This window comes from Mesorhizobium sp. WSM4815 (assembly GCF_055811575.1).
In genome coordinates, this window is record NZ_JBVVQS010000102.1 from 525,367 (window position 1) to 551,525 (window position 26,159).

At 63.1% G+C, this 26,159-nt stretch carries 24 protein-coding genes; 7 read left to right on the forward strand and 17 right to left on the reverse strand.

Annotated elements, in window-relative coordinates; translation table 11 throughout:
* Positions 1–53: 53 nt before the first annotated feature.
* The gene (locus tag AC0L2B_RS31295; RefSeq protein ID WP_023796734.1) at positions 54–950 is read left to right on the forward strand and encodes a UTP--glucose-1-phosphate uridylyltransferase; all 897 of its coding nucleotides are present in this window, start codon (positions 54–56) and stop codon (positions 948–950) included.
* Positions 951–1,205: 255 nt separating this feature from the next.
* The gene (locus AC0L2B_RS31300; RefSeq protein WP_473748103.1) at positions 1,206–3,587 is read left to right on the forward strand and encodes a polysaccharide biosynthesis tyrosine autokinase; all 2,382 of its coding nucleotides are present in this window, start codon (positions 1,206–1,208) and stop codon (positions 3,585–3,587) included.
* A 291-nt stretch (positions 3,588–3,878) separates the two neighbouring features.
* Here the strand turns inward: AC0L2B_RS31300 and AC0L2B_RS31305 are convergent, their stop codons facing one another.
* From AC0L2B_RS31305 to AC0L2B_RS31370, 14 genes are all read right to left on the reverse strand, one after another.
* Positions 3,879–4,961: an acyltransferase family protein gene (locus AC0L2B_RS31305; RefSeq protein WP_287290275.1), complete on the reverse strand. Its 1,083-nt coding sequence runs from the start codon at positions 4,959–4,961 to the stop codon at positions 3,879–3,881.
* A 134-nt stretch (positions 4,962–5,095) separates the two neighbouring features.
* Positions 5,096–7,003 carry a propionyl-CoA synthetase gene (locus AC0L2B_RS31310; RefSeq protein ID WP_473748104.1) on the reverse strand — a complete coding sequence of 636 codons (1,908 nt, stop codon included), beginning with the start codon at positions 7,001–7,003 and terminating at the stop codon, positions 5,096–5,098.
* A 197-nt stretch (positions 7,004–7,200) separates the two neighbouring features.
* Positions 7,201–8,187: a dihydroxyacetone kinase subunit DhaK gene (dhaK, locus tag AC0L2B_RS31315; RefSeq protein WP_473748105.1), complete on the reverse strand. Its 987-nt coding sequence runs from the start codon at positions 8,185–8,187 to the stop codon at positions 7,201–7,203.
* Positions 8,188–8,222: 35 nt separating this feature from the next.
* Entirely contained in the window at positions 8,223–8,654 is a 432-nt protein-coding gene (locus tag AC0L2B_RS31320; protein WP_023796729.1) for a hypothetical protein, read from the reverse strand.
* Positions 8,655–8,662: 8 nt separating this feature from the next.
* Positions 8,663–10,249 (reverse strand): phosphoenolpyruvate--protein phosphotransferase, encoded by a 1,587-nt coding sequence (gene ptsP / locus AC0L2B_RS31325; RefSeq protein ID WP_473748106.1) that lies wholly within the window; start codon positions 10,247–10,249, stop codon positions 8,663–8,665.
* A complete protein-coding gene (locus tag AC0L2B_RS31330; protein WP_473748107.1) occupies positions 10,233–10,535 on the reverse strand; it encodes an HPr family phosphocarrier protein in 303 nt (100 codons plus the stop codon). The genes ptsP and AC0L2B_RS31330 overlap by 17 nt, the downstream gene beginning before the upstream one ends.
* A gap of 20 nt (positions 10,536–10,555) precedes the next feature.
* Positions 10,556–10,945: a dihydroxyacetone kinase phosphoryl donor subunit DhaM gene (dhaM, locus tag AC0L2B_RS31335; protein ID WP_473748108.1), complete on the reverse strand. Its 390-nt coding sequence runs from the start codon at positions 10,943–10,945 to the stop codon at positions 10,556–10,558.
* On the reverse strand, positions 10,942–11,544 hold the full coding sequence (gene dhaL, locus AC0L2B_RS31340; protein ID WP_473748274.1) for a dihydroxyacetone kinase subunit DhaL: 603 nt from the start codon (positions 11,542–11,544) through the stop codon (positions 10,942–10,944). Before dhaL ends, dhaM begins: the two co-directional genes overlap by 4 nt.
* Positions 11,545–11,627: 83 nt before the next feature.
* Positions 11,628–12,647 carry an ABC transporter ATP-binding protein gene (locus AC0L2B_RS31345; protein ID WP_473748109.1) on the reverse strand — a complete coding sequence of 340 codons (1,020 nt, stop codon included), beginning with the start codon at positions 12,645–12,647 and terminating at the stop codon, positions 11,628–11,630.
* On the reverse strand, positions 12,640–13,752 hold the full coding sequence (locus tag AC0L2B_RS31350) for an ABC transporter ATP-binding protein (RefSeq protein ID WP_473748110.1): 1,113 nt from the start codon (positions 13,750–13,752) through the stop codon (positions 12,640–12,642). The genes AC0L2B_RS31345 and AC0L2B_RS31350 overlap by 8 nt, the downstream gene beginning before the upstream one ends.
* 3 nt (positions 13,753–13,755) lie before the next feature.
* Entirely contained in the window at positions 13,756–13,962 is a 207-nt protein-coding gene (locus AC0L2B_RS31355; RefSeq protein WP_091592832.1) for a hypothetical protein, read from the reverse strand.
* Positions 13,959–14,909 carry a carbohydrate ABC transporter permease gene (locus AC0L2B_RS31360; protein WP_128183364.1) on the reverse strand — a complete coding sequence of 317 codons (951 nt, stop codon included), beginning with the start codon at positions 14,907–14,909 and terminating at the stop codon, positions 13,959–13,961. The genes AC0L2B_RS31355 and AC0L2B_RS31360 overlap by 4 nt, the downstream gene beginning before the upstream one ends.
* Positions 14,906–15,853, reverse strand: a complete 948-nt coding sequence (locus AC0L2B_RS31365) for a carbohydrate ABC transporter permease (RefSeq protein ID WP_077377482.1) — start codon at positions 15,851–15,853, stop codon at positions 14,906–14,908. Before AC0L2B_RS31365 ends, AC0L2B_RS31360 begins: the two co-directional genes overlap by 4 nt.
* Positions 15,854–15,979: 126 nt before the next feature.
* Complete coding sequence (locus tag AC0L2B_RS31370) at positions 15,980–17,311, reverse strand: ABC transporter substrate-binding protein (protein WP_473748111.1); 1,332 nt, start codon at positions 17,309–17,311, stop codon at positions 15,980–15,982.
* A 403-nt stretch (positions 17,312–17,714) separates the two neighbouring features.
* Here AC0L2B_RS31370 and hrpB point away from each other — a divergent pair, with 403 nt between their 5' ends.
* The 4 genes from hrpB to nhaA all read left to right on the forward strand — a co-directional run bounded on the left by hrpB (position 17,715) and on the right by nhaA (position 23,642).
* Entirely contained in the window at positions 17,715–20,330 is a 2,616-nt protein-coding gene (hrpB, locus tag AC0L2B_RS31375) for an ATP-dependent helicase HrpB (protein WP_473748112.1), read from the forward strand.
* A 32-nt stretch (positions 20,331–20,362) separates the two neighbouring features.
* Positions 20,363–21,688 carry an ActS/PrrB/RegB family redox-sensitive histidine kinase gene (locus AC0L2B_RS31380; protein WP_023796718.1) on the forward strand — a complete coding sequence of 442 codons (1,326 nt, stop codon included), beginning with the start codon at positions 20,363–20,365 and terminating at the stop codon, positions 21,686–21,688.
* A 63-nt stretch (positions 21,689–21,751) separates the two neighbouring features.
* Complete coding sequence (locus AC0L2B_RS31385; RefSeq protein ID WP_023796717.1) at positions 21,752–22,315, forward strand: ActR/PrrA/RegA family redox response regulator transcription factor; 564 nt, start codon at positions 21,752–21,754, stop codon at positions 22,313–22,315.
* A 130-nt stretch (positions 22,316–22,445) separates the two neighbouring features.
* A complete protein-coding gene (nhaA, locus tag AC0L2B_RS31390) occupies positions 22,446–23,642 on the forward strand; it encodes a Na+/H+ antiporter NhaA (RefSeq protein ID WP_473748113.1) in 1,197 nt (398 codons plus the stop codon).
* Between the two features lie 225 nt (positions 23,643–23,867).
* On the opposite strand, the gene AC0L2B_RS31395 is transcribed toward nhaA, so the two are convergent.
* Both AC0L2B_RS31395 and AC0L2B_RS31400 read right to left on the reverse strand, forming a co-directional pair.
* A complete protein-coding gene (locus tag AC0L2B_RS31395) occupies positions 23,868–24,368 on the reverse strand; it encodes an MmcB family DNA repair protein (protein ID WP_287235089.1) in 501 nt (166 codons plus the stop codon).
* 226 nt (positions 24,369–24,594) lie between these two features.
* Positions 24,595–24,891 (reverse strand): hypothetical protein, encoded by a 297-nt coding sequence (locus tag AC0L2B_RS31400; RefSeq protein ID WP_473748114.1) that lies wholly within the window; start codon positions 24,889–24,891, stop codon positions 24,595–24,597.
* A gap of 537 nt (positions 24,892–25,428) precedes the next feature.
* On the opposite strand from AC0L2B_RS31400, the gene AC0L2B_RS31405 reads away from it, so the two are divergent.
* A complete protein-coding gene (locus AC0L2B_RS31405) occupies positions 25,429–25,611 on the forward strand; it encodes a hypothetical protein (RefSeq protein ID WP_306454924.1) in 183 nt (60 codons plus the stop codon).
* Between the two features lie 39 nt (positions 25,612–25,650).
* Here the strand turns inward: AC0L2B_RS31405 and cueR are convergent, their stop codons facing one another.
* On the reverse strand, positions 25,651–26,073 hold the full coding sequence (cueR, locus tag AC0L2B_RS31410) for a Cu(I)-responsive transcriptional regulator (RefSeq protein ID WP_128168327.1): 423 nt from the start codon (positions 26,071–26,073) through the stop codon (positions 25,651–25,653).
* Positions 26,074–26,159: the final 86 nt, after the last annotated feature.

Here is a 26,159-nt window from a genome sequence, read left to right on the forward strand (position 1 = left end):
AGTTTTCGCGGCCTGCGACAGGTTGAAGTCGATCTCCTCAGAAGGAATATGCAATGAAGAAAGTCAGGAAGGCAGTCATACCGGTAGCGGGGCTTGGAACGCGATTCCTGCCGGCGACCAAGTCGATGCCGAAGGAAATGCTGCCGGTCGTCGACAGGCCTGTCGTGCAATATGCGGTGGACGAGGCGTTCGAAGCCGGCATCGAGCACATTGTCTTCGTGACGGGCCGAAACAAGGCGGTCATCGAGGATTATTTCGACCTCCATCCAGAATTGATCGGAACTTTGGAGCAGACCGGCAAGACGGCGCAGCTTCAGGCGCTGGAAAGCCTGCTTCCCGTGGCTGGTGCGACGAGCTTCATCCGGCAGCAGTCACCGCAAGGTCTCGGCCATGCGGTATGGTGCGCCCGGGAAGTCATCGGCGATGAGCCCTTCGCATTGCTGTTACCGGACATGGTGTCCTTCGGCGGTCGCGGATGTCTCGCTGAAATTGCGGACCTCTATGCGCAGACCGGGGGAAACGTCATCGCCGTCGAGCGCTGCGACCCGACCGAGACGAGCAAATACGGCATCGTCGGCTGCGGCGCCGATGTCGGCTCGGGCTTCGAGGTCACCGCCATGGTCGAAAAGCCGGCTCCGGCGAATGCGCCGTCGAACTACTACATCAACGGCCGCTATATCCTGCAGCCTGAAATATTCGGGCTGCTCGGCAATCAGCAGCGCGGCGCCGGCAATGAGATCCAACTGACCGACGCCATGGTCCGCCTTGCGCAAAGCCAGGCTTTCTTCGCGCAGCCCTTCAACGGCCGGATGTTCGATTGTGGCTCGAAGGAAGGGTTCATCCAGGCCAATGTCGCCTTCGCGCTGGCGCGCGACGACATGAAGGGACCGATCTTCGAGATGCTTCAGGAGTTCGTCCGGTTGCATGAGCGCCGGGTGGAAGCCGCATAAAGCCCATTTTTGGGAGCAAGCATATGAATGGTGACGCAAGACATGCCGATAGGTTTGATTGCCCAGGTCCCGCGGTGGCTGGCATGAAGCTTGCGTTGGGCATATGCTGATGCTCCCGCTCTAGCGCCTGCAAACGAGAGCAGCGGACCCGAGTGGAGACAGGCTTTGGGATCCGCGGCTCAAACAAAAATAGAGCGGCGGCGCGTTCGACTTGAGAGACCGCCGCTCTAGATGCAAACTTGAATTGGACCGAAGATGAATTATGCCAATTTTCCTCTCGACAAGAGGAAACCATTGCCGAGTTCGGACCCAGTCAGCGCCGACGATTTCATCGATGTCGAGCGCCTGCTCGGCATGGCAGCAAGGCAGGCAAAGGTGGTTGCGGCATGCGCTGCCATCGGACTTTTTCTGGGCGTGCTCTATTTGCAGACCACGCCTCCCACCTACATGGCGACGAGCCGTGTGCTGATCGACGAAGGATTGAACAAGGTCGTTGACGAGGTCTCGGCGGCGTCGGTCAGCATGCAGACCGACTCCGCCATTCTGAGCCAGATCGAAATACTCCACTCGGCGAGACTGGCGGCGGTGGTCGTCGACAAGCAGAAGCTCGATCAGAACGACGCTTTCATGAACCCTCCGACGTCGGCCGTGTCGAAGGCTGCCGGTTTTGTGCGCGGCGTGGTCCGGTATTTCCGTCCCAATCCCGCCGTGGGTACGGCCGACGTTACTCAGCTTGACCCGGCGACGCGTGACGCGATGATTGCCTCGTCGCGGCGCGATTACGCAATCCTCAAACTGCAGGACGAGGTGCAAGCCGAGCGCATCGGTCGCAGCTATGTGATCTCCATCGCCTACCAGGCCACGGACCCCGCACTTGCGACCGCGGTTACTAAAGGCTATGCCGACGCCTATCTCGCCGATCAGCTCGATGCGAGCTTTGATGCGACCGAGCGGGCGGCGGTCTGGCTGCAAGGTCGGCTGACGGAGCTTCGCGAAAGCTCCCAGGCAGCGGCGCTCGCCGTCGAGAAGTTCAGGGCCGAACATGGGCTGGCCGTCGATGACGGCCAGTTGATCAGTGACAAGCAACTGTCGGACCTCAATGGCCAGCTCATTGAGGCGCAGGCCGACACCGCCCGCGCCAGCGCCCGCTACCAGCAATACAAGTCGATCGTCGAAAGCGGTTCGGACAACGCATTCAGGGACGCCGCGATATCCGCCGACCAGCCGAGCAACTCGATCATTTCAACGCTCAAGACCCGCTATCTCACTGTCGCCAAGCGGCAGCAGGATATCGAAGCCAATTTCGGGGCTGAGCATCCCCAGGCGGTCGCACTTGCCAAGGAAAGGGCCGACATATCGGCGCAGATATTCGGCGAGCTGAAGCAATTGACCGAAAGCTACCGCAACGAATACGAAGTCGCTCTCGCGCGCGAGACGGCGCTCCGTGCAAATGTCGCGTTAGCGGCTGGCAAGAGTTCCATCGATAACCAGTCGCAGGTCAAGCTGCGCGAACTGGAGCAGAAGGCAACGGCGCTCTCGACGCTCTATCAAACGTTCCTTGGCCGCTACGAGGAAGCCTCCCAGCAGCAGTCCTTCCCGGTCGGCAAGATCCGCGTCATCTCGGACGCGACGCTGCCGAAGTCCGCGGCAACCCCGCGCACGTCCATAGTGCTGGGACTTTCGCTCGTGCTTGGCGTGATGTTGGGAGCCGGGGTTGGTGGCCTGAATGAGTTCAGGGAGCGGTTCTTCAGGACCGGCGAAGACGTTCGCGATCGCGTCGGCCTCAAATTCCTTGGCTACCTGCCGATCATTGGCAGCAAGGTCGCCAAGGACGACAAGCGCGATGACGGTCAGGCGGATATCAAATCCGCCCAATCACCATCGGCGGCTGAAAGACGCGCGCGCATGCGGGTGAGCATCGACGCCCCGGCATCGATGTTTTCCGAGACGCTGCGCAGCGCCAAGATTGCCTTCGACGTGGTGATGGAAGGGCAAGGCAGCCGGGTCATCGGCGTGATCTCGGTCCTTCCCGGCGAGGGCAAGTCGACCGTGGCGGCGAATCTGGCTGGATTGCTTGCCGCCAACGGGTCGAAAACGCTGCTGGTGGACGGCGACCTGCGTAACCCCGGCCTCAGCCGCAGCCTTGGCATGGAAGCCGAGCAAGGCCTGATGGAAGCGGTGGTGAGCGGGCAGACCTGGCAGTCCGTCGGCAAGATCGACCGGCAGACCAAGCTGGCGATCGTCCCCGCCGTACCGCGCGGTCATTTCTCGCACACAAGCGAGCTTCTGTCGTCGGCCGGGATGCGGCGTTTCATCGACAATGCCAAGGAGACCTTCCAGTACATCGTCGTCGATCTGCCGCCGCTCGGCCCCGTGGTCGATGCCAAGGCCTTTGCTCCGCTTGCCGACGGCTTCGTGCTCGTGACCGAGTGGGGGCGTACGCCGCGTGCGATGGTGCAATCCATATTGAGTTCGGAATCCTATATCGCCAACAAGATCGTCGGCGTGGTCCTCAACAAGGTCGATTTGAAGAAGCTGGCGAAGTATGGATCGATCGGCGGCTCGGAAAAATTCTTCGACAGATATTCGTCATACTATCTGGAGAAGTCGGAAGCTCGGACGAAGGTGAACAGCTGAGGCCGGTCTGTAGGACCGGCAGATCGTCGTCTTCCGCCGTCAGGCCGACACCGGGCTGAGGCCGTCGTGAGCGAAGACGAATGCCCCTCGAACAGACCACGACCGGCAGCCTGTACACGAGCCGGTAGGGTCGGTGGCGAATGACGTTCCTTAGGGTGCCGGTCGATTTCCTCGCTTGATCAGGTCGCCGAGCCGCGACGGGTCGCGCAAAAGCGTCCGCACCCTGCTTTGTGCCGGACATTCCACCGTAGGACGTTTGCAGCCAGGAACCGGCGTGACAACGCTGGCGCGTTACGCCGCCTTTAGACGGTAGCGGAAGATGGTGTGGTCGAGCAGAAGCCGGATGCGCGGTTCGGCCTCGATCGCAATCAGCCAGCTCGCGGCGATCATGGTCGCCCCGACGATGACCACCGAAAGCAGGTATGGCACTCCCGCACGCATCAAGGCGCCGAGAATGGCTGCGCCGACGACATTATGGATCAGATAGAGAGGGTAGGTCATCAGGCCGATCCGGCGCCAGCCGCGCCAGGACAGGTCGAGCCGTAACGACCACGCCATCAGCGCCATGGCAGCGAGGAACAGGACGATCGGCGGCCCGTAGGGCATCGCGGCTTCGACCTTGATGCTGCGGACGTCGACAGCACTTATGATCTGCAGCACGCCGCCGGCCAGGAACAAGGCGCAGAAGACAAGGCGGGCGGGGGTCACTGCCTTGAAACGCATCAGCCAGAACAGCACACCTGTCGCGAAAAAACATCCGTGATGCACCAGGAGCAGGTCGAGCCAGCGCGCCTCGGCAAGGTCCGTCCAGTCGAATGGATAGTACAGGCACCAGAAAAGCGTGCTGATCGCGCCGAGCGCAACTGCCACCGCTTCCATCAGGTCGAAGCGGCCGAGCCGCAGCAGGATCCAGACGATGGCATAAAAGGCGATCTCGATGCCGAGCGTCCAGTAGACGCTGTCGACCCAGGGGTTGAACGGAACGAACAGGGCGGTGCGTATGAGCGTGGTGACAGCGTCCGTCGGCCAACTGAGATCGACCAGAAGCAGCACCATCGCGGTGACTGGTGCGCAGATCCAGACGGCCGGCGCCAATCGTTTCACCCTTGCCTCGAAAAACCGCAGCGGTGTCGAATGCTCGGCGCTGAAGGCGATGACGAAGCCGCTGATGACGAAGAATATCTGGACGCCGACCCATCCGAATTGGACCAGTCCGCCTATTTCCGGATGCGGCGGGATGCCGCCCGTCGCACGCGCCGAAACGCCCTCGGGGAACGCCCACACCCAGAAGCCGTAGTGGTAGAACATCACGAGGACAGCGGCGACAAAACGCAGGATGTCGACGCCGCCGAATGTTGTTTTTTGCTGAGCCATGCCGTGCCTTCGGAATGGCCCCCCACGCAAAGGTTTAAGGGCTATTGCTGCATTGCACAACAGACGATTGCAGTGCAGGATGAATTCGTGAATTCGTCCGAAGCCGCGATCCGCCTGCCGCGCGCCGAAAACAGCTAAAGCCCGATTCCGCGTCCCTTCAGCGCCGCGGTGATTTCGTCGAGAATGACCGGATCGTCGATGGTCGCCGGCATTGTCCAGTCTTCCTTGTCGGCAATCTTCTGCATGGTGCCGCGCAGGATTTTGCCGGAGCGCGTCTTGGGCAGGCGCTTGATCGTGACCACCGTCTTGAAGGCGGCGACCGGGCCGATCCGCTCGCGCACCAGCGTGACCACCTCGGTCTCAATAGTGGCGCTGTCACGCGTGACACCGGCATTCAGCACGACGAAGCCGAGCGGAACCTGGCCCTTCATCGCATCTGCGACGCCGACGACAGCGCACTCGGCAACGTCCGGATGCGCGGCCAGCACCTCCTCCATGGCGCCGGTCGACAGCCGGTGGCCGGCGACATTGATGATGTCGTCGGTGCGGGCCATCACGAACAAATAGCCGTCCTCGTCCATCATGCCGGCATCCGCCGTCTTGTAGAAGCCGGGGAATTCGTCGAGATAGGCTTGGCGAAACCGGTCATCGGCATTCCATAGCGTCGGCAGGCAGCCGGCCGGCAGCGGCAGCTTGACCACGACATTGCCCAACGTGCCGCGCGGCACTTCGTGGCCGGCATCGTCGAGCACACGGATGTCGTAGCCGGGCATCGGCACCCCGGGCGAGCCGTATTTCACCGGCAGTAGCCCTAATCCGGCTGGGTTGATCGTCATCGGCGAGCCCGTCTCGGTCTGCCACCAATGGTCGATTACCGGCACGTTCAATTTCTGCTCCGCCCATTTGATGGTTTCCGGATCGGCGCGCTCGCCGGCGAGGAACAGCGTGCGGAATTTCGACAGGTCATATTTCGGGACGAATTCGCCCTTGGGGTCCTGTCCCTTGATGGCGCGGAATGCGGTCGGCGCGGTGAACAGCGCGACCACGCCATGCTCTGATATCACCCGCCAGTAGGTGCCGGCGTCGGGAGTACCGACCGGCTTGCCCTCGAACAGGACGGTCGTGCAGCCATGCAGCAGCGGGCCGTAGACGATGTAGGAATGGCCGACCACCCAGCCGACGTCGGAAGCCGCCCAGAACACCTCACCCGGCTTGACGCCGAACTCGTTCTCCATCGACCATTTCAGCGCAACCATGTGGCCGCCATTGTCGCGCACGATGCCCTTGGGCTGGCCGGTCGTTCCGGACGTGTAGATGATGTAGAGCGGATCGGTGGCGAGCACCGGAACGCAGTCGACATTGGCGCCCGCGGCCCGCTCGCGGGCGACGGCGTCGGCATAGTCGATGTCGTGGTTCTCCTTTAGCTCGCAGCGCAGCTGATCGCGCTGCAGGATGAGGCAGGCTTCGGGCTTGTGCCGCGACATCTCGATCGCCTTGTCGAGCAGCGGCTTGTAGGCGACGACGCGCCCGGGCTCCAGGCCGCAAGAGGCGGAAATGATCAGCTTCGGCCTAGCGTCGTCGATGCGCGTGGCGAGCTCGTGCGAAGCAAAGCCGCCGAAGACGACCGAATGCACGGCGCCGATACGGGCGCAGGCAAGCATGGCAAACGCAGCTTCCGCCACCATCGGCATGTAGATGATGACCCGATCGCCTTTTTGGACGCCGCGGTTCTTCAGCACCGACGTCAGCGCGACCACCTCGCGTTTCAATTCGGCATAGGTGAATTTCCTGACCGTGCCGGAAATCGCGCTGTCATGGATCAGCGCGATCTGATCGGCGCGGCCACCCGCCACGTGGCGGTCGACGGCATTGAAGCAGGTGTTGCAGGAGGCGCCGCCAAACCAGCGCCCATAGACGCCGGCATTCGCATCGAAGACCGTTTCGAACGGCGAGAACCAGTCGATGGCCTTGGCCGCATCCGCCCAGAATTTTTCCGGATCGCGTTTCCAGCCGTCATAGACCTCGTGGTAGCGTGACGCCATCCAGCTTTCTCCCAGGAATGTTTCTGTCCTTGGAAATAGCGTATGCTGTTTTTGCAAGCACGTGCAAATTCGTCTTGGCGACCTCGCTTTGGTCGAAATGGACGTGACCGCCGCTTTATCGCCGCAACCGGCCAGGTCGTAGAAAGCGCCTGCTTGCTTAATACTGTTCCTATAGCCGTGGCGCGGTGTTGGCCGTGCTACATCCCCCGGCGCAGCGCAGCCGTATGCACCGGTGCGTCCCACAATGCGGTCGTCTCATCGTCGAGCATGGTCAGCGTGATCGAGCAGCCGGCCATGTCGAGCGATGTCACATAGGACCCGACCAGTGAGCGGGCGACCGTCACGCCGTTTTTCTCGAAGATTTTCCGGGCGCTGTTGTACATCAGGTAGAGCTCCATCAACGGCGTGCCGCCGAAGCCGTTGACGAAAAGCAGCGCCGGGCCTTTTGCCCTGTCACCGAGATCGCCAGATATCGCCGCGCAGATCTCCTCGGCGATGGCGTCGGCGCTCTTCAACGCGTCGCGGCGGCGCCCGGGTTCGCCATGGATGCCGACGCCGAATTCCATCTCGCCGTCGCCGATATCGAAGGTCGGCCTGCCGGCGGCCGGTACGGTGCAACTGGTCAGCGCAACGCCCATCGAGCGCGTCGCGCCATTGATGCGTTCGCCAAGCGCCTTCAACGGCTTCAGCGCCATGCCTTGCTCGGCCGCGGCGCCGAGGATCTTCTCGACCACCAGCGTGCCGGCAACGCCGCGTCGGCCAGTGGTGTAGGAGGAGTTCTCGACCGCGACGTCGTCATTGGTCACCACTTGCATCACACCCTCCGACATTTCAGCAGCCATGTCGAAATTCATCACGTCGCCCTCGTAGTTCTTGACGATGAACAGGCAGCCGGCACCGGTGTTGACCGCCTCCGCGGCCGCCATCATCTGGTCCGGCGTCGGTGAGGTGAACACCTGGCCGGGGCAGGCGGCATCCAGCATGCCATGCCCGACCAGCCCGCCATGCAGCGGCTCGTGGCCAGAGCCGCCCCCGGAAATCAGCGCCACCTTGCCGGGCTTGAGTGTCCTGCGGCGCACGAATTTATGCTGGTCGCCAAGCGCAAGGATGTCGGCATGGGCGGCAACGAAGCCGTCGAGGCTTTCGGTCAGCACCGTGTCCACAGAATTCAGAAACTTCTTCATGGCCGTCTCTCCCGAAATAGCTGAACGTGGCGCGACTATGTCCCGCCCTTGCCGGCGATGCTGGTGATCTTCTGGATGAAATCGTTGACCGCCCTGTCGAGCGCCGCGTTCTGTTTGTCGTCGCCGAAATCGGGAACGATGAGCGAAACATGCCGCGTCTTGCGCATGCCGGATGCCAGCGACATTTTTCCCGGATGCGCCTGATGGTAGGCGGCAAGAAAATGGTCGCGTTCGGCCGGGCTGAAATGGCAGACGGCGAAAATAGCCGGCAAATGTTTTGATGGGATCGGGATCGAGTAGGCCGGGCTGGAAATCTGGGTGACGAAGCTGCGATGCTTGCCCAACGCGTCGGCGAGGCGCTGGCGCATGCCGGACGGGCGCTGGTCGAGGACCTGCGACAGGATCGTCTTGTAGGCGCGGATCGCCTCTTCGGAGCCGGCTTCAGGCGTCTTCTTGGTTTCGGCCATGCCGGTGCCTAGATCGAGATGTCCGCAATGGCCGCCTTGGCCATTGCGAGCTGGGCGGGAACCACGGAAAGGTCGCGCAGGCCGGCCTCGATCAGCGCCGGGATCGCCGCCGGATCGCCGCCGGCATCGCCGCACAGGCTGACTGGAATCTTTTGTGCGCGGCCGAACGCTGCAACCGAGGCGATCAGCCGAAGCACGGCGGGATGCCTGATCGAATTGAGATGCGCGACCGACGCGTTGTCGCGCGCCGCCGCCATCACATACTGGGTCAGGTCGTTCGAGCCGATCGAGAAGAAGGCGACCTCGGCAAACGCCTCAGGAGCGATCGCCACCGACGGCACCTCGACCATGATGCCGAGCGGCGGCATTTTTTGCGCGACGCCGCGCGCGGCAAGCGCGGCCTGCTCTTCGGCGAAGAGCGCAACTGCTCGCTGATACTCGTCCCACACTGCGATCATCGGGAACATCACCTTGAGATTGCCATGCAAGGCGGCGCGCAGCAGCGCCCTGATCTGCACCCGAAAAACCTCCGGTCTCGCCAGCGATAGCCTGATGCCGCGCAGGCCGAGAAACGGATTGCCCTCTTCGACGGTGAAGCCCGGCACCGGCTTGTCGCCGCCGGCGTCGACGGTGCGAATGGTCACCGGTTTGTCTTCAGCCCATTCGAGCACCTTGCGGTAGGCGCGATACTGCGTTTCCTCGTCCGGCAGCGTCTTGCCGAACAGGAACTCGGTCCGCATCAGCCCGACGCCATCGCAGGTCGAGACATCGATACCGTCGACATCGGACGGATCGGCGATGTTGACCTGCACCCGCACCGCAGTGCCGGCTTTCGTCACCGCCGGCCGAGCCAAAAAAGTTTCCGCCCTATCGCGACGTGCCGCGAAAGACGACGACGATTGCCGGAACGCCTCGACCTCTGCCCTTGTTGGCCTCAACACGATGCCGCCGTGCTCGGCATCGAGCAGGGCGACGCCGGCAAGATCAGCCGGCGAAGCACCGAGCCCCACGATCATAGGCACGCCGCGCGAGCGCGCCAGCATGGCGACGTGGCTGGCGGTACTGCCCGCCTTCAGCGCAATGCCGCCGCCGGCGCTCCAGTCGGTTTCGAGAAAGCGCGTCGGCGCGATGTCCTCGCCGTAGAAGATGGCGCCTGTCGGCGCGGCAGCCGCGCTGTCCGCGGTCAGCGCGCGAAGTACCTGGTCTCTGATGTCGCGCATGTCGGCGGCGCGTGCCCGGAAATATTCCTGATCCGACCTTTCGTAGCCGACAATTTCGGCGTCAAGCGCCTGCCGCCATGCCGCATCGGCCGGCTTGCCGGCGGCAATCGCGGCAAAGGCCGGGCCGGTCAGCGCATCGTCCTCCAGCATGGCGAGCTGGAATTCGAGAATGTCGGCGGCATCGCCCTCGGTTGCCTGGATCAGCTTGGCAAGCCGGCCTGTCGCTGTGCCGATTGCCGTTTCGAGCGCGAGCCTCTCGTCAGCGGCGGCCGCTTTACTTCTATAGCGCGCGACGACCGGGTCGAGGTTGAACAGCGGCCCTTCGGCATAGCCGGCCGAAGCCGGGATCCCCTTCAGCTTAAGCGGTTCGGGCATGGTCCACGCCCTCGTCGAAGTCGCGCCGCACCAGCTCGACGAGCGCGCCGACCGCCTCGCCGGCACCGTCGCCCCTCGCTCTGATATGCAGCACCGTGCCTTTCGGCGCCTTGGCCGCCATCACCTTGACGATGCTCTTGGCGTCGAACCAAGGACCGTTGGCGGCGAGCGCAATTTCGACTTCGGCCGAAAACGTCTTGGCGAGCTTGGTGAATTTCACCGAAGGGCGCGCATGCAGGCCGACCTCATGGGTGATCAGAACGGTGGCTTCTGCGGATGCGGACATTGAGTCAAATTCCTGTTCATTCACGATGGCGACAATTCGTGTGCCGTCGCCACCACTTCCCTGAGCGAGGCGCCGCCGGACGCCTCCGTCGCCGCCATCACCGCGCCCTCGACGATCGGCGCGTTGCAGACGATGATCTTGTGCGCGCGCGGCTCGCCGATCATCTCGACCGCCATCTCGCTGTTGGTTTCGGCGCCGCCAAGATCGACAAGAATAGCGACACCTGCCTCCGACCAGGCCTTGTCGATCGCGCCCATGATCGCCTCGACATTGGTTCCCAGCCCGCCACGGCCGTTTCCGCCGCACCATGCAAGCGGCACTTCGTCGCCGACCATCTGGCGCACCATGTCGGCCGTGCCCTCGGCGACCAGCGGTGAATGCGATACGATGACGATGCCGACATTGCTCATGCTTGCCCCTCGATGGTCTCGGTGACAGCCCGCACCAGAAGCGCGGTCGAGCGTGCCCCGGCATCCATATGGCCGATGGAGCGGTCGCCGAGAAACGAGGCGCGCCCGCGCAAGGCCTTCATCGGCACGGTGGCATCGGCAGCACTGTCCGCGACATCGGCGATTTCCGATCCGGTCTTTCCCTGCAGCAGGGCGCCATGCACCGGTTGCAGCACGTCGAGCATGGTCTTCTGCCCGACCTGCGACTTGCCCCTGGCTGCCACCGCCTCGATCGCCTTGCCGAACGCTGCCATCAGGTTGACGCGATCCGGCTCTGCGGAAATTTCCTTGCCGAGCGCCATGAACAGCGTCCCGAACAAGGGGCCCGAAGCCCCGCCGACGGTCATTACCAGCTTGGTGCCGATCGCCTTCAGAGCGTCCGGCAGCGGCTTTGTCGCGAAAATGTCCGCCTCGGCGCGCACTGCCTCGAAGCCGCGCTTCATGTTCAGCCCATGGTCGCCGTCGCCAATTGCCTGGTCGAGCCTAGTCAGCTCTTCGGCGTGAGCGGCAATCGTGTCGGCGGTGACTGATATCAGCGTCTTCAGGTCAAGCTTGTCCATCGTTCCGGTCTTGTCCAGTGTCGCAGTCTTGTCCAGTGACCCGCTCTTTTCCAGTGTCCCGTTCTTTTCCAATGTCCCGGGGCTCATCGGTTTGCAATCCTGTTTCCGGCCTGGTCGAAGAACAGCGGCGCCCGGTAGCGGATAATCACCCTGTCGCCTTTTCCCAATTGGATGTCGGGGTCGGTCAGCGTCACCAGCTTTCTGCTTCCCACCGTCACATGCAGGTGGTTCTGGTCGCCCAGATGCTCGACCCAGTTAACAACGCCATCGGCGGGGCCGTTCGATGCCTTGCCGATCGACAGATGTTCTGTACGCGCGCCGATCGTTTTGGTTCCCGCCGGCATGTCGCCATCCGGCAGCAGGCCGGTCGGCAGCAGATTGATCGCCGGCTGGCCGAGCCTTGCGGCGACATGAACGTTTGCCGGCTCCGAGTAGATGGTGCGTGGCGTGCCGATCTGCGCCAGCACGCCGTCGGCGAGAATGCCGATGCGATCGGCCATCGTCATCGCTTCGATCTGGTCGTGCGTGACATAAAGCATGGTGGCGCCGACCTCGGCCTGGATGCGCTTCAGTTCGAGCCGGAGATCGGCGCGCAGCTTGGCATCGAGCGACGACAGCGGCTCGTCCATCAGATAGATCGAGGGCTTGCGCACCAACGCGCGCCCGATGGCGACGCGCTGCATCTCGCCGCCGGAAAGTTTGGTGGAGCGGTTGTTCAGCTTGTGGTGGATACGCACCATCTTGGCCACATCCTCGACGCGGCGGCGCACCGCGTCCTCGCTCAGCCGCCGCGCCGGCGAGCGCAGCGGAAAGGCCAAATTGTCGTAGACCGACAGATGCGGATAGAGCGAATATTGCTGGAAGACGAAGGCGGTGTCACGCTCGGCCGGCGACAGCATTGTCGCATCGCGGCCGCCGATATGGATCGAGCCCGTATCCGGCCGTTCCAATCCGGCGATAAGTCTGAGCGTCGTCGTCTTGCCGGCCCCGGTCGGGCCGAGCAGCACGACGAATTCGCCGTCGGCGACGTGCAGATCGAGAGTGTCCACGGCGACATGTTCGCCGAAGCTCTTGGTCACGCCTTTGATCTGCACGTCAGCCATGATGCGCTCTTCCCTGGGAAGCCCCGTCATGGATTGCGGTTCGTACCGCGCGGCCGGAGCCCTTCTCGAACAGCGACAGCCGTGCGCTGCTCAGCGCCAGGCCGACATGGTCGCCCGCATTGAGCCGGATTTCGGCCGGCACCCGCGCCTTGAGGATGCCGCCGGATGTCTCCACCGCAACGATCTGCGTGGTGCCGAGATACTCGGTGCCATAGATGGCGCCGCGCAGCTTCGAAGCGTCGTCGAAGCGGATGTGTTCCGGTCGGATGCCGAGCGCCATGTCGGCCGGCGCGATGTCCTCGCACACCTCCGGCACTGCCACTTTGGCGCCTTGCACCACAATCTCCCTGGCGCCCTTTGAAAGCCCGCCGCCAAAGCCGAGAAAATTCATCGGCGGCGAGCCGATGAAATCGGCGACAAACATCGTCGCCGGCCGGTCGTAGATTTCGCGTGGACTTCCGAACTGCTCGATGACGCCGTGGTTCATAACCGCGATCTTGTCGGCCATCGACATCGCTTCCATCTGGTCATGCGTGACATAGACCGTGGTGGCGTGGATGCGGTTGTGCAGTTCGCGCAGCTCATGCACCATGAGATCGCGGAATTCGGTGTCGAGCGTGCCGAGCGGCTCGTCCATCAGGAAGCATTTTGGCCGTCGCACGATGGCGCGGCCGAGCGCCACGCGCTGGCGATCGCCGCCGGCAAGACTGGAAACCGACTTGTTGAGCAGATGGTCGATGCGCAACAGCTTCGCCGTCTCTTCGACGCGCCGGCGGATTTCGATGCCTGGCGTGCCTTGCGCCAGCAGCGGGAAGCCGATGTTCTTGCGCACATTCATATGCGGATAGAGCGCGAACAGCTGGAAGACAAAGGCGATGTCGCGCTCGCGGGCACGCCGCATGGTAACGTCCTCGCCACCGAGCAGGATCTTGCCGCCGGTCGGCAATTCCAGGCCGGCGATCATGCGCAGCGTCGTCGTCTTGCCGCAACCCGACGGCCCCAGCATGACGAAGAACTCGCCATCCCCGACGACGAAGTTGGAATCCTGCACGGCGACGAAATCGCCGAATGCCTTTCTTAGATGCTCGACCCTGATCTCCGCCATCGTCTACTCCGGAAACTTCGAGACGATGATGAACATCGCCGTGCCGGCCAGCATGGTGATGAAGGAATAGGTGTAGAGCGGCAGCGCGAACGGCTGGAACAGCATCAGGAAGCCAATGGCAATGATCGCTGTGGCGACGTTCTCCATCAGGCCGCGCCGGAACGCACGCGGCCAGCGCGACTTGCGTTTTGCGGGTTGGGTCAGGCTCATTTGCGCACCGCGCCGAAAGTGATGCCACGCAGCAACTGCTTGCGAAGCAGGATGGTGAACACCAGGATCGGCACCAGGAAGATCGTCGTGCCCGCGGCGACCGCCGGCCAGTCCTGGCCGCCTTCGCCGATGATGGTCGGGATGAAGGGCGGTGCGGTCTGCGCCGTGCCCGAGGTCAGCAGTGCGGCGAAGGCATATTCGTTCCAGGCGAAGATCAGGCAGAAGATGGCGGTCGCGGCAATGCCGGTGGTCGCCTGCGGCAGCACGGTGCGCCAGAAGGCCTGCAGCCGCGTATATCCGTCGATCATCGCCGCTTCTTCGTACTCGCGCGGGATCTCGTCGATGAAGCCCTTCAGCAGCCACACGGCGAGCGACACATTGACCGCCGTATAGAGCAGGATCATGCCGAGCGCGGTGTCCGACAGGCCAATCTCGCGATACATCAGGTAGATGGGAATAGCGACCGCGATCGGCGGCATCATGCGCGTCGACAGGATGAAGAACAGCAGGTCGTCGGCCAGCGGCACCTTGAAGCGCGAGAAGCCATAGGCCGACAATGTGCCGAGGAATACCGCGCAAAAGGTCGAGCCGAAGGCTATGATCAGCGAATTGACGAAGCGCGGCATGAAATTGGACGGGCCGGCGATCACCATGTTGCGCTTGCGCACTGTCTCATCGCAGATTCCCGTCGCCGGTCCCAGCGCGTTGATGTATTCCGGTGTCTGCCGGGTGCGGGTCGAGAAGAGATTGCAGTAGCCCTCGAGGCTCGGCTGGAACAGGATTTTTGGCGGATAGGCGATCGAGTCCGGCGGCGTCTTGAAGCTGGTGGCGAAGATCCACAACAGCGGCACGATCGAGATCAGCGCGTAAAGCACGATAATTGTGCCGGCGACGCGCTTCGAAATCGCGGAGGGTGCGACAACAGAATGGGCTGACGTCAGGCTCATCTCTGCTTCACCTTGTTGAGCGCCTTGACATAGATGTTGGCCAGCCCGAACACCGCAACGAACAGGATTATGGCGAAGGCCGAGGAATAGCCGGTCCGCCAGCTTTCGAAGGCCTGCCGCTTCAGCGTGATCGAGGCGACCTCGGTGGTCGATCCCGGTCCGCCGCCGGTCAGGAGGTTGACCATGTCGAACATCTTGAAGTTCTCGATGCCGCGGAACAGCACCGCCAGCATGATGAAGGGCAGCGCCATCGGCAGCGTGATCGACCAGAACTGCCGCCAGTTGGAGGCGCGGTCGACCTCGGCAGCCTCATAGATGTATTCGGGGATCGAGCGCAGGCCGGCGAGACAGATCAGCATCACGTAAGGCGTCCACATCCAGGTGTCGACGATGACGATCGACCACGGCGCCAGCGACACGTTGGAGAGCATGCCGATCTGCGTTGCCGGAATGCCGGTGACGAACGAGATGGCATAGGCGAACAGGCCGATCTGCGGCTCGTAGAGGAAGCGCCAGAAATTGCCGACCACTGCCGGCGACAGCATCATCGGCACCAGAATGATGGTCGTCCAGAAGGCGTGGCCGCGAAACTTCCGGTCAATCAGCCAGGCGAGGGTAAAACCGATCAGCGTCTGCAGCAGGATGGTCCAGAACACGAAATGCGCCGTCGTCTGCATGGCGATCCAGATATCCTGGTCGCCGAGGATGCGCTTGTAGTTGGCAAGGCCCACATTCCTGACCACCTCGTTCGGACGGTTGGCGCGGTAGTTGGTGAAGGACAGATAGATCGCCCAGAACAGCGGGAAGATATTGATGGCGAGCAGCAACAGAATCGTCGGCGAGATGAACAGCCAGGCGAGGCCCTTGTCGCTGATGCCTCGGACCTTGCGGGCCAGCGGCTCAGGCGTAGCCCGGGCAACGCTGTCCGCAGTCCGATTGAGCATGGTCAGTCCCGCTTCGGTCACTTGGGTCGTCTCGACAATGGAATTTATCTGAACTGTGTCCCGTGCCAAGGGCGGCACGGGACACGCGGTCGTGGCTCGGGAGGAGCCGGTTAGGTCTTGCCCCAATTACATCTTGCCATCGTCCAGGAAGACCTCGGTCCAGTCCTTGACCAGGCCATCAAGCGCATCCTTGGCGGACCCCTGACCGGCGACGACGTAATCATGGAAGCGCTTCTGCGACGCCTGCAGCAGCGGCGCATAGCTGGGCTCTGCCCAAAAATCCTTCACGATGGCCATGGAGTCGAGGAAGGTCTGCGCATAAGGCTGGCTGGCCGGGAAGCCTGGATCCTTGACGACCGCGTTGAGGCAGGAAAAGCCGCCGAGCGACCACCATTTGGCCTGAACATCCTTGTTGGCGAACCACTTGATGTATTTGAGCGCAGCCTCCTGCTTGTCGGAGTAAGAGACCACCGAGATGCCCTGGCCGCCAAGCTGGGCGAATTGATCGCCGTCGGGCCCCTTGGGATTGGCGAAATAACCTATCTTGTCGCCGCCGACATTTTCGTCCTTCTGCAGGCCTGGCCAGGTAAAGGCGAAGTTCATGTGCATCGCCACCTGGCCGGATTTGAAGGCGTCGACGCCTTCGCCCATGTAGCTGTTCGAGGCTCCAGGAGGCGTGCAGCAGTCATAAAGCGCCTTGTAGAACTCAAGACCCTTCACCGATTTCTCGGAGTTGACGAAGCCGTCCATCTCGTATGGCTTGTCGGGATTCTCATATTTGAAACCGAAGCTGTAGAGCCCGTCCATGGCACCCATGGTGATGCCTTCGGAGCCGCGCTCGGTATAGATCGATGCGCCATAGACCGTCTTGCCGTCGATCTCGCGCTTCTGGAAAAACTCGGCGATCTGCTTCAGCTGGTCGAAGGTCGTCGGCGCTGCGAGATCCCAGCCGTACTTTTCCTTGAATTCCTTCTGCAGTTCCGGCTTGGAGAACCAGTCCTTGCGATAGGTCCAGCCGACGACGTCGCCCATGGCCGGCAGCGCCCAGTAATTCGGCGAGTTCTTCGGCCATTCGGAGTAGCCGACGACGGTCGCTGGCACGAAGTCGTCCATGCTGATCTTCTCCTTGTCGAAGAAGTCGTTCAGCTTGACGTAGTGGCCGTTCTCGGCCGAGCCGCCGATCCACTGGCTGTCGCCGATGATCAGGTCGCACAGCTTGCCCTTGGAATTCAGTTCGTTGAGGAAGCGATCGGCATAGTTGGTCCACGGCACGAATTCGAATTTCATGCCGATGCCGGTTTCCTTGGTGAAATCCTTGGACAATTCGACAAGCGCGTTGGCCGGGTCCCAGGCTGCCCAGCAAAGCGTCAGATCTTCAGCCTGCGCAACATTCGAAACGGCGGTCGACGCAAACATCGCCGATGTCAGTCCCAACGTCAGTTTCAAGGTCGATTTCATGCCTTCCTCCCATTTGCGAAACGCGCCCGGATGACGGTTTCAAATAACCTCAAACCCCCTCCTCAGGGGTCTAAACATGACGACGCGGTTAAGCGGCGGATGTTTAGTAATTTGTTTAGTGATGCAATTTTTACTAAACAACGCAAGCGAATTCGTCGCTGCGCTGCAGCATAATTCGCTTGTATCTGGGCGGTGGCCCTGGCCGCGCCGTTCTATCAGGAAATATCCCGACTTCCTGTCGCTCCTCGGCCGCGTCATCCTCGGTGGCTTCCGCCTTTGACTATGGCGAGTAGGTGGACCCGCTTTGAGTTGGTCCGTTGCCCAGTTGCGCGGCGACCGCCACCGCTGATATGCGGGGCGCGACCGACCTGCCGCGAGATTGGATGGATGCATCCCTGAAACAATGACCAGAAAACCCTTGCCAGAGCTTCCGGTCTCCGCCGTCCTGCCGGCGCTCGGTGAAGCGCTCGGCCATGGCAACAGTGCCGTGCTGGTGGCGCCGCCCGGCGCCGGCAAGACGACGCTGGTGCCGCTGGCGCTGCTCGATGCAGCATGGCTCGGCACGGGGAAGATCATTCTGCTCGAGCCGCGCCGGCTCGCTGCCCGCGCAGCCGCCCGCCGCATGGCCGAACTGCTCGGCGAGGAGCCCGGCGAAACGGTCGGCTATGCCATGCGGATGGAGAACCGCACTTCTGCGAGGACCAGGATTCTTGTCGTCACCGAAGGCGTGCTGTCGCGGATGATCCTCGACGATCCGGAGTTGCCCGGTGTCTCGGCGGTATTCTTCGACGAGTTCCACGAGCGCTCGCTCGACGGCGATTTTGGTCTGGCGCTGGCGCTCGATGTGCAAGGTGCGCTGCGGACCGATCTGCGATTGCTGGTCATGTCGGCGACGCTCGACGGCGCGCGCGTCGCTCGGCTGCTTTCCGGCGCCCCGGTGATCGAGAGCGAAGGCCGCGCCTTTCCCGTCGACATCCGCTACGACGAGCGGCCGGCCGGCATCGCCATCGAGGACGCGATGGCCAAGGCGATCCGCGCGGCCCTTGCCGAGGAGAGCGGCAGCGTGCTCGCCTTTCTGCCCGGCCAGCGCGAGATCGAGCGCACCGCCGAGCGGCTGCAAGGCCGCGTCAGTGCCGACACCGACATCGTGCCGCTCTATGGCATGCTCGACAACAAGGCGCAGGACGGCGCGATCAAGCCGGCGCCGTCCGGCCGCCGCAAGGTGGTGCTGGCGACCTCGATCGCCGAGACCTCGATTACCATCGACGGCGTGCGCGTCGTCATCGATTCCGGCTTGTCGCGCCTGCCGCGCTACGAGCCGGCCAGCGGCCTGACGCGGCTGGAGACGGTGCGGGTCAGCAAAGCCTCCGCCGACCAGCGCGCCGGCCGCGCCGGCCGCACGCAGCCCGGCGTCGCCGTCCGGTTGTGGCGGACCGAGCAGACCGCGGCACTTCCCGCCTTCACGCCGCCGGAAATCCTCGAGGCGGACCTTTCCGGACTTCTGCTCGATTGCGCCGCCTTCGGTGTCGCCGACCCGTCGAGCCTCTGCTTCCTCGATCCGCCGCCGGCCCCGGCACTCAACGAGGCAAGGGCGCTGCTTCGTGCGCTCGACGCCATTGACGAGGCAGGGCGACTGACGCAATCGGGTGCTGCGATGCGCAGGCTGGCACTGCCGGTGCGGCTGGCTCACATGGTCGCCGAGGTGGCAAACACCGGCCGGGCGTTCGAAGCGGCCATGCTCGCCGTGCTGCTCACCGAGCGTGGCCTGGGCGGCGACGGCGCCGACCTCGAACGGCGGCTGCTTCGGTTCCGATCCGAAAGATCGCCGCGCGCCACCGCCGCACGGCAGCTCGCCGAGCGGCTGGCGAAACAGGCTTCACCCTCGCCCTCGAGGGGGGCCGAAGGACGGGCCAGACCCGTGGTTCGCCCCGGTATGTCGATCCACGAAGCGGATCGGGGTGGGGTTGGGTCGGGCACGTCATCGCCGACCCCACCCCGTCTCCCTCGCCTCGCTGGGCAAGGCTCACTGGCCGACCCTCCCCTCGGGGGGGAGGGCAGCGCCGGCGCTCTCCTCATCCACGCCTGGCCGGACCGCGTCGCCAGGGCGCGCGGAGAGCGCGGCCGTTTCGTGCTGGCCAACGGTTCAGGCGCCATGCTCGACGCCGCCGACCCGCTGGCGGGCGAAACCTGGCTTGTCGTCGCCGATCTGCAGGGCAAGGCGCAGAACGCCCGCATTACGGCAGCGGCGGCGATAGACGAAGCCGACATTCGCGCTTCGCTCGCCGATAAGATCGAGACAAACCGCGAAACCAGTTTCGACCGCGACAGGCGTGCGGTGCGTGTGCGTGAAACCGTTCGCCTCGGCGCCATCACCCTGTCCGAACGCATGCTGCCGGCGCCGGCCGGCATCGCCGCCGATCGCGCCATCCTTGACGCCCTGCGCCAACACGGGCTGTCGCTTTTGCCGTGGGGCAAGGAGGCCGAAACGCTGCGCCAACGGCTCGGCTGGCTGCATCGCGGTCTTGGCGCGCCCTGGCCAGATGTTTCCGATGCGGCGCTCATCGACCGCCTCGACGACTGGCTGCTGCCCTTCCTTTCCGGCGCGGCGTCCTTTGCCGCGATCGATCCGGGCGTGCTTTCGGCCGGCCTCATGGCATTGGTGCCGCACGATCTGCAGCGCCGGATCGAGGCGCTGGCGCCGACCCATTTCGACCCTCCATCCGGCAGCCGCGTGCCGATCCGCTATGACGGTGAATGGCCGGTGCTGGCGATCCGCGTCCAGGAGCTGTTCGGTCTCGACCGGCATCCCGCGATCGCCAACGGCGCGGTGCCGCTGACGCTCGAGCTATTGTCACCGGCGCACCGACCGATCCAGACGACGCGTGACCTGCCCGGTTTCTGGCGCGGCTCCTGGGCCGATGTGCGAGCCGAGATGCGTGGCCGCTATCCCCGGCATGTCTGGCCGGAGAACCCGCTTCTCGCCACCGCCACCAGCCGCGCCAAACCGCGGGGGACCTAGCCTTTCTCCTTTTCCGGCTATAATCCTTGGCCATGATAAACATCCTGCGGGCACCCGACTTCCAGCAAAGCCAGCGGCTGCGCCTCAACACGCTGATCAGGCTGCGCTGGCTTGCCATTGTCGGCCAGAGTCTGACGGTTCTTGTCGTTGCCTACGGGCTGAAATTCCCGCTGCCGGTCAGTCTCTGCTTCGCGCTGATCGCCTGTTCGGCCTGGATGAACCTGTTGCTGACCTTCCGTTATCCGGCGGCGCATCGGCTGACCCCGCTGCAGGCTTTCGCCATCCTGACCATCGACAGCCTGCAGCTTGCCGGTCTGCTCTACCTGACTGGCGGGCTCACCAACCCGTTTTCAGTGCTGGTCACCGTGCCCGTGGTCATCTCGGCGACGTCGCTGCCGCTGCGCCTGACCGCCATCCTCGGCGCGCTGGTGATGGTGACGGCGAGCCTGCTGGTGTTCTTCCATCTGCCGCTGCCCTGGTACGAGGGCGCGCCGCTGGAGATGCCGTTCATTTACGTCGCCGGCATGTGGATGGCGGTGTTTTCCTCGATCGCCTTCACCGCGATCTACGCCTTCCGCGTGGCCGAGGAAGCCCGGCTGCTCGCCAACGCGCTTGCCGCCACCGAGCTGGTGCTGCAGCGCGAACAGCATTTGTCGGCGCTGGACGGCCTTGCCGCTGCCGCCGCGCATGAGCTCGGCACGCCGCTCGCCACCATCACGCTTGTTGCCAAGGAGATGGAGAAGGCGCTCCGCAATGACCCGAAATACGGCGAGGACGTGACGCTGCTGCGCTCGCAGAGCGAGCGTTGCCGCGAGATCCTCAAACGCCTGACCAGCCTGTCCTCCGAGGGCGAGGCGCATCTCTCCCGCCTGCCGCTGACCTCGCTGGTCGAGGAGATGACCGCCCCGCACCGCGATTTCGGCATCTCGATCAAGCTTCTCCCTGGCGAGCGCATCGGCCCCGAACCGGTGGGACGGCGCAATCCCGGCGTCATCTACGGCCTCGGCAATCTGGTCGAGAACGCCGTCGATTTTGCCCGCAAGAGCGTCACCGTGCGCTGGAGCTGGAACGAGGCAACGGTCACCTTCTCGATCACCGACGACGGGCCGGGCTTTCCTCCCGAAATCATCGACCGCATCGGCGAGCCCTATATGTCGACACGCCAGGGCACCGAGGCCGGTGGCGGCCTCGGACTGGGGCTGTTCATCGCCAAGACCCTGCTTGAACGCTCGGGCGCCACGCTCGATTTCCGCAATTCAAACGAGCCGGGCGAGGGCGCCGTCGTGCGGATATCGTGGCCGCGCAGCGTCTTCCTCAATCCTGAATCGGCTTCGGCCACCATGTTTGACACGGCTTGAATTGGACAATAGCGCTCCAAAACTATATCTGCGTAAAATTCGGGCAGCAGGAATGTCAAGACGATGAATGGCGACGAAACGATTGGCGCAATGGTTGAGGGCGAGGACACCTCGCTGCTGATCGTCGACGACGACAGGCCATTCCTCACGCGCCTTGCCCGCGCCATGGAGACCAGGGGTTTCGTGGTCGAGACGGCCGAGAGCGTCGAGGAGGCCGTGGCCAAGGCGCGCGCCAATCCGCCAGCCTACGCGGTGGTCGACATGCGGCTCGCCGACGGCAACGGCCTCGACGTCGTCGCCGCCATCCGCGAGAAGCGCGACGACGCCCGCGCCGTCATCCTCACCGGATACGGCAACATCGCCACCGCGGTTACGGCGGTGAAGCTGGGGGCCATCGACTATCTGTCGAAACCGGCAGATGCCGACGAGGTTTTCGCGGCTCTTACCCGCACTGCGGGCGAACGCGCCGCACCGCCTGAAAACCCGATGTCGGCCGACCGCGTGCGCTGGGAGCACATCCAGCGCGTCTACGAAATGTGCGACCGTAACGTCTCCGAGACGGCCCGCCGTCTCAACATGCATCGCCGCACGCTGCAGCGGATACTCGCCAAACGCGCGCCGCGCTAACGCCTGACCGCCCTTTGCGCGCGCCAAGGTCGCGTGGCACTGTAAGAACTGCCCTGCCATCGGCGGTTGCGCATCATCGCACAGGGTGATGTTGTCCCTGCCGGCGGGTAGGCGACACGACGGAGACGACATGCACGACCAGAAGCCGCGGCCGATCTCCATCTTTCGCGAATTCCTGGCCAGCGAGGCGGCAGGCGGCATCGTCCTGATGGCAGCCGCGGCATTGGCGCTGGTCGTCGCCAATTCGCCGCTGGCCGAAACCTATTTCGACGCCCTTCACGCCTATCTGGGACCGCTCAGCATATCGCACTGGATCAATGACGGCCTGATGGCGGTGTTTTTCCTGCTGGTCGGCCTGGAGATCAAGCGCGAGATGCTGGACGGCCAGCTCTCGACCTGGCCGCGCCGCGCTCTGCCCGGCATCGCCGCTGCCGGCGGCATGCTGGTGCCGGCGCTTGTCTATGTCGCCATCAACCGCGACAATCCAGCCGCCCTGTCCGGCTGGGCGATCCCGACCGCCACCGACATCGCCTTTGCGCTTGGCGTACTGTCGCTGCTCGGCAGCCGCGTGCCGGGGTCGCTGAAGGTCTTCCTCACCGCGCTCGCCATCATCGACGACCTTGGCGCCGTCATCATCATCGCGGTGTTCTACACGAGCGGCCTGTCGCTCGCCTATCTCGGCGCCGCCTTCGCCGTCATCGCTCTGCTCGTCGTGCTCAACGGCATGAAGGTGCTGACACTGCTGCCCTATCTCCTGCTTGGTGTCGTCCTGTGGGTGCTGGTGCTGAAATCGGGTGTCCATGCCACGCTCGCCGGCGTGGCGCTGGCCCTGACCATACCTTTGAAAATCACCCCCGGCATCAGCCAGGATTCAGACCATTCACCGCTGCATCGGCTTGAGCACGGCCTGCACAGAATAGTGCCGTTTGTCGTCATCCCGATCTTCGGCTTTGCCAATGCCGGTGTTTCGCTGGCCGGCCTGAGCGCAGCCGCCCTGGTCGAGCCGCTGACGCTGGGCGTCGCCGCCGGCCTCGTCGCCGGCAAGCTGGTCGGCGTGTTCGGTTCTTCTGCGCTTGCCATCCGGCTCGGCCTCGCCGATCTGCCGGTCAATGCCGGCTGGCTGCACATGGTCGGCATTTCGCTGCTCTGCGGCATCGGCTTCACCATGAGCCTGTTCATCGGCCTGCTCGCCTTCGCCAGCAATGTCGAACTCCAGGACGCGGTGAAAGTCGGCATCCTCGCCGGCTCCTTCATCGCCGCCATCCTCGGCGCCGCCGTGCTGCTGATGGCGCCGGCAGCGAATGGGATGGACCAAGAGGAAGAGTAGCCGACGAACGTTGCGCCGCCCCTCATTGCCCTGCCGGGCATTTCTCCCCGTTTAGAGACGGGGAGAAAGACGCCTTCGCAAAAGATTTCGCCAATCTCCAGCGTTGCAGAAAGGGTGCAGAGGTTGCGGCCAGCGCCCCTTCTCCCCGTTCACGGGGAGAAGATGCCGGCAGGCAGATGAGGGGCAGCGCAAACGTCGAAGGTTACAGGGGGATCCGAAAACCCTCTACTCGCTCTCGCCCTCCAGCGCCGGCACCGCCACGCCGGCAAGTTCCGCCGCGAGCAGCCGCGCTGCTCCGGCCCGCGCGATCCTCAGCATCAGCGCCTTGCGCGTCGCCGCCGCCATGCGGTGCTCGGGCGCATCGCGCAGGATTTCGGCGCCGTAGCCGTCGGAAAGGATAAAGCCGCATTCCTGCGGAAAGATCTCCGACGGCACGCCGGGATGGGTGGCGAAAAAAAATCGGTCGGAGTGCAGCCGGTAGTCCGGCCATTTGCGGTCGACCCTGAAATCCTCGATCGAGGATTTGATCTCGATGATCCAGATGTCGCCCTGGCGGGTCAGCGCGACGAGGTCGGCGCGGCGCCCGGTCGCCAGCGACAGTTCCGGCAGCACATGCGCGCCCATCTCCCTGAGCAGCCGCTGCACGCCACGCCGAACCAGCATCGCGCGCTCCGACTGGCGGCCGTCGATCAGCGGATTGAGGGGTACAGGTGAGATGATTGGCATGGCGGCATCATGTCAGACTTTGTTCACGGTTTGAACCCGTTTCTTGATGGCAGCTGTGCATTTGACAACCTGTATTGCAGAACGGGGCGGGGTTGGCGTCCTGCTGGCAGGTCGATTTCCCCGCGACTTCGTGCCCAGGTTAAGCCAGGGCGGGAATACGCAATCGCAGCTATCGTCGTGGCAATTCTAGGAGCTATCAAATGGCTCCTTTAGGAGCCATCGTTTCCTAAGCGCTACCCCTGCCATTCCCCGATGGTTGGGTCGCGCTGTTGGGTAGGGGCGTTTCAAGCTCTGCCTTAACTTTCAGAACGCCGTCAACCAGGTCATTGAACTCCTCAATGCTTAAACTGCACAGGGCCTCGGCCGCACCGTAATGGCAAAATTTGAATTCTACGAATTTCTTGTTGTCGGCTCTATCCAGCTTGATGAAGAACCTAAACGAATGGGCTCCGCGAAGCGACACATAGACATAACCCAAGTCGACGGCCATGAACTGCCGTTTGATGAACTGCCAAAGCCCCATAGTCGCCCCGCCTTTTCCTACGGGTATCTGTTGCCTCCAAGCTGCCTAGCGCGGCCAGCGGCAGTTGGTGATTTGACAGTTAGTGGGCCGCACATTATCCGCTCTACGCCCGGTGTATTTATATAATAAGCCCGCACGCAGTATTTATTTGGAGTGTCTGGCAGGCAAAGTTCACGCTTTTCACCTGTCCCTGGCTCAACATAGATTCGACAGGTTTTTTTACTCGTATCATAAGGAACGTTCGCCTGACTGGTGCATGCCGATGCACCGACGGCAACGGCTATAGCGGTGGCTATGCGGATCATGTGTTTCCCCCAAGACAACCGCACTTGAATCATGATTTGTTGCCGGTGCCAAGGCGTATTGTCGAATAAATAAGCGCCTTTCCTAAGGTGATTGTATATTTGGTCAAAGACCCGACAGTTTAGCGCGTTCGACTCAGTGAGCGGACAAAGAGAACAACGGCTCCTAATTCACATCTTCATACATTAGTAATATGAGATATTGTGCGAATGCGGGTGGGTTTAGGGAGTTTGGATGATGAACGCGGATGAGATGCAGGCGGTGGCCGACGCCTATCCGGTCGTGACGCCTGACATGGCACCCAGGCAATTGATCAAAGCGGCCAGGAACCCGAACGCGTCAAAGAAGGAAATCGCCCGTGCGGCGTTCTTCTCGATTGTCGCCTTGAGCGTATCGATGGTGCCGATTGATCGCTGAAACCTAACCTGGAAAACGGCTGGCGACGCCACGCAACCTTCACACCTGTGCGGGAACGACTTTGCCAGATGGCAAAACCGCCCCCGCGATATCGTCCAGGATCGGGCAGTCCGGCCGGTCATCGCCGTGGCAGGCATGGATCAGCTTCTGCAGGGTCGAGCGCATCGACTGCAATTCGCGCACCTTCTCCTCGATCGCACTCACATGCGCGGCGGCGATCTCGCGCACGTCATGGCTGGCGCGGCTGCGGTCCTGGTAGAGCGCCATCAGCTGGCGGCAGTCGTCGATGGAAAAGCCGAGATTGCGCGCGCGGCGCAGAAACGTCAGCCGGTGGATGTCGTCGCCCGAATAATCGCGGTAGCCGTTGCCGGCCCGCGCCGGACGGATCAGGCCGATCTCCTCATAGTAGCGAATGGTCTTGGCCGGTAGGCCGGAACGCTGGGCGGCATCTCCGACATTCATGATTGGTTCCCTAACTTCGGGCGGCCTGGCGGACCGCCCCATTGAATTTCCTAGATAATCTTATGAGAGCCGTTGCCGAAAAGCCA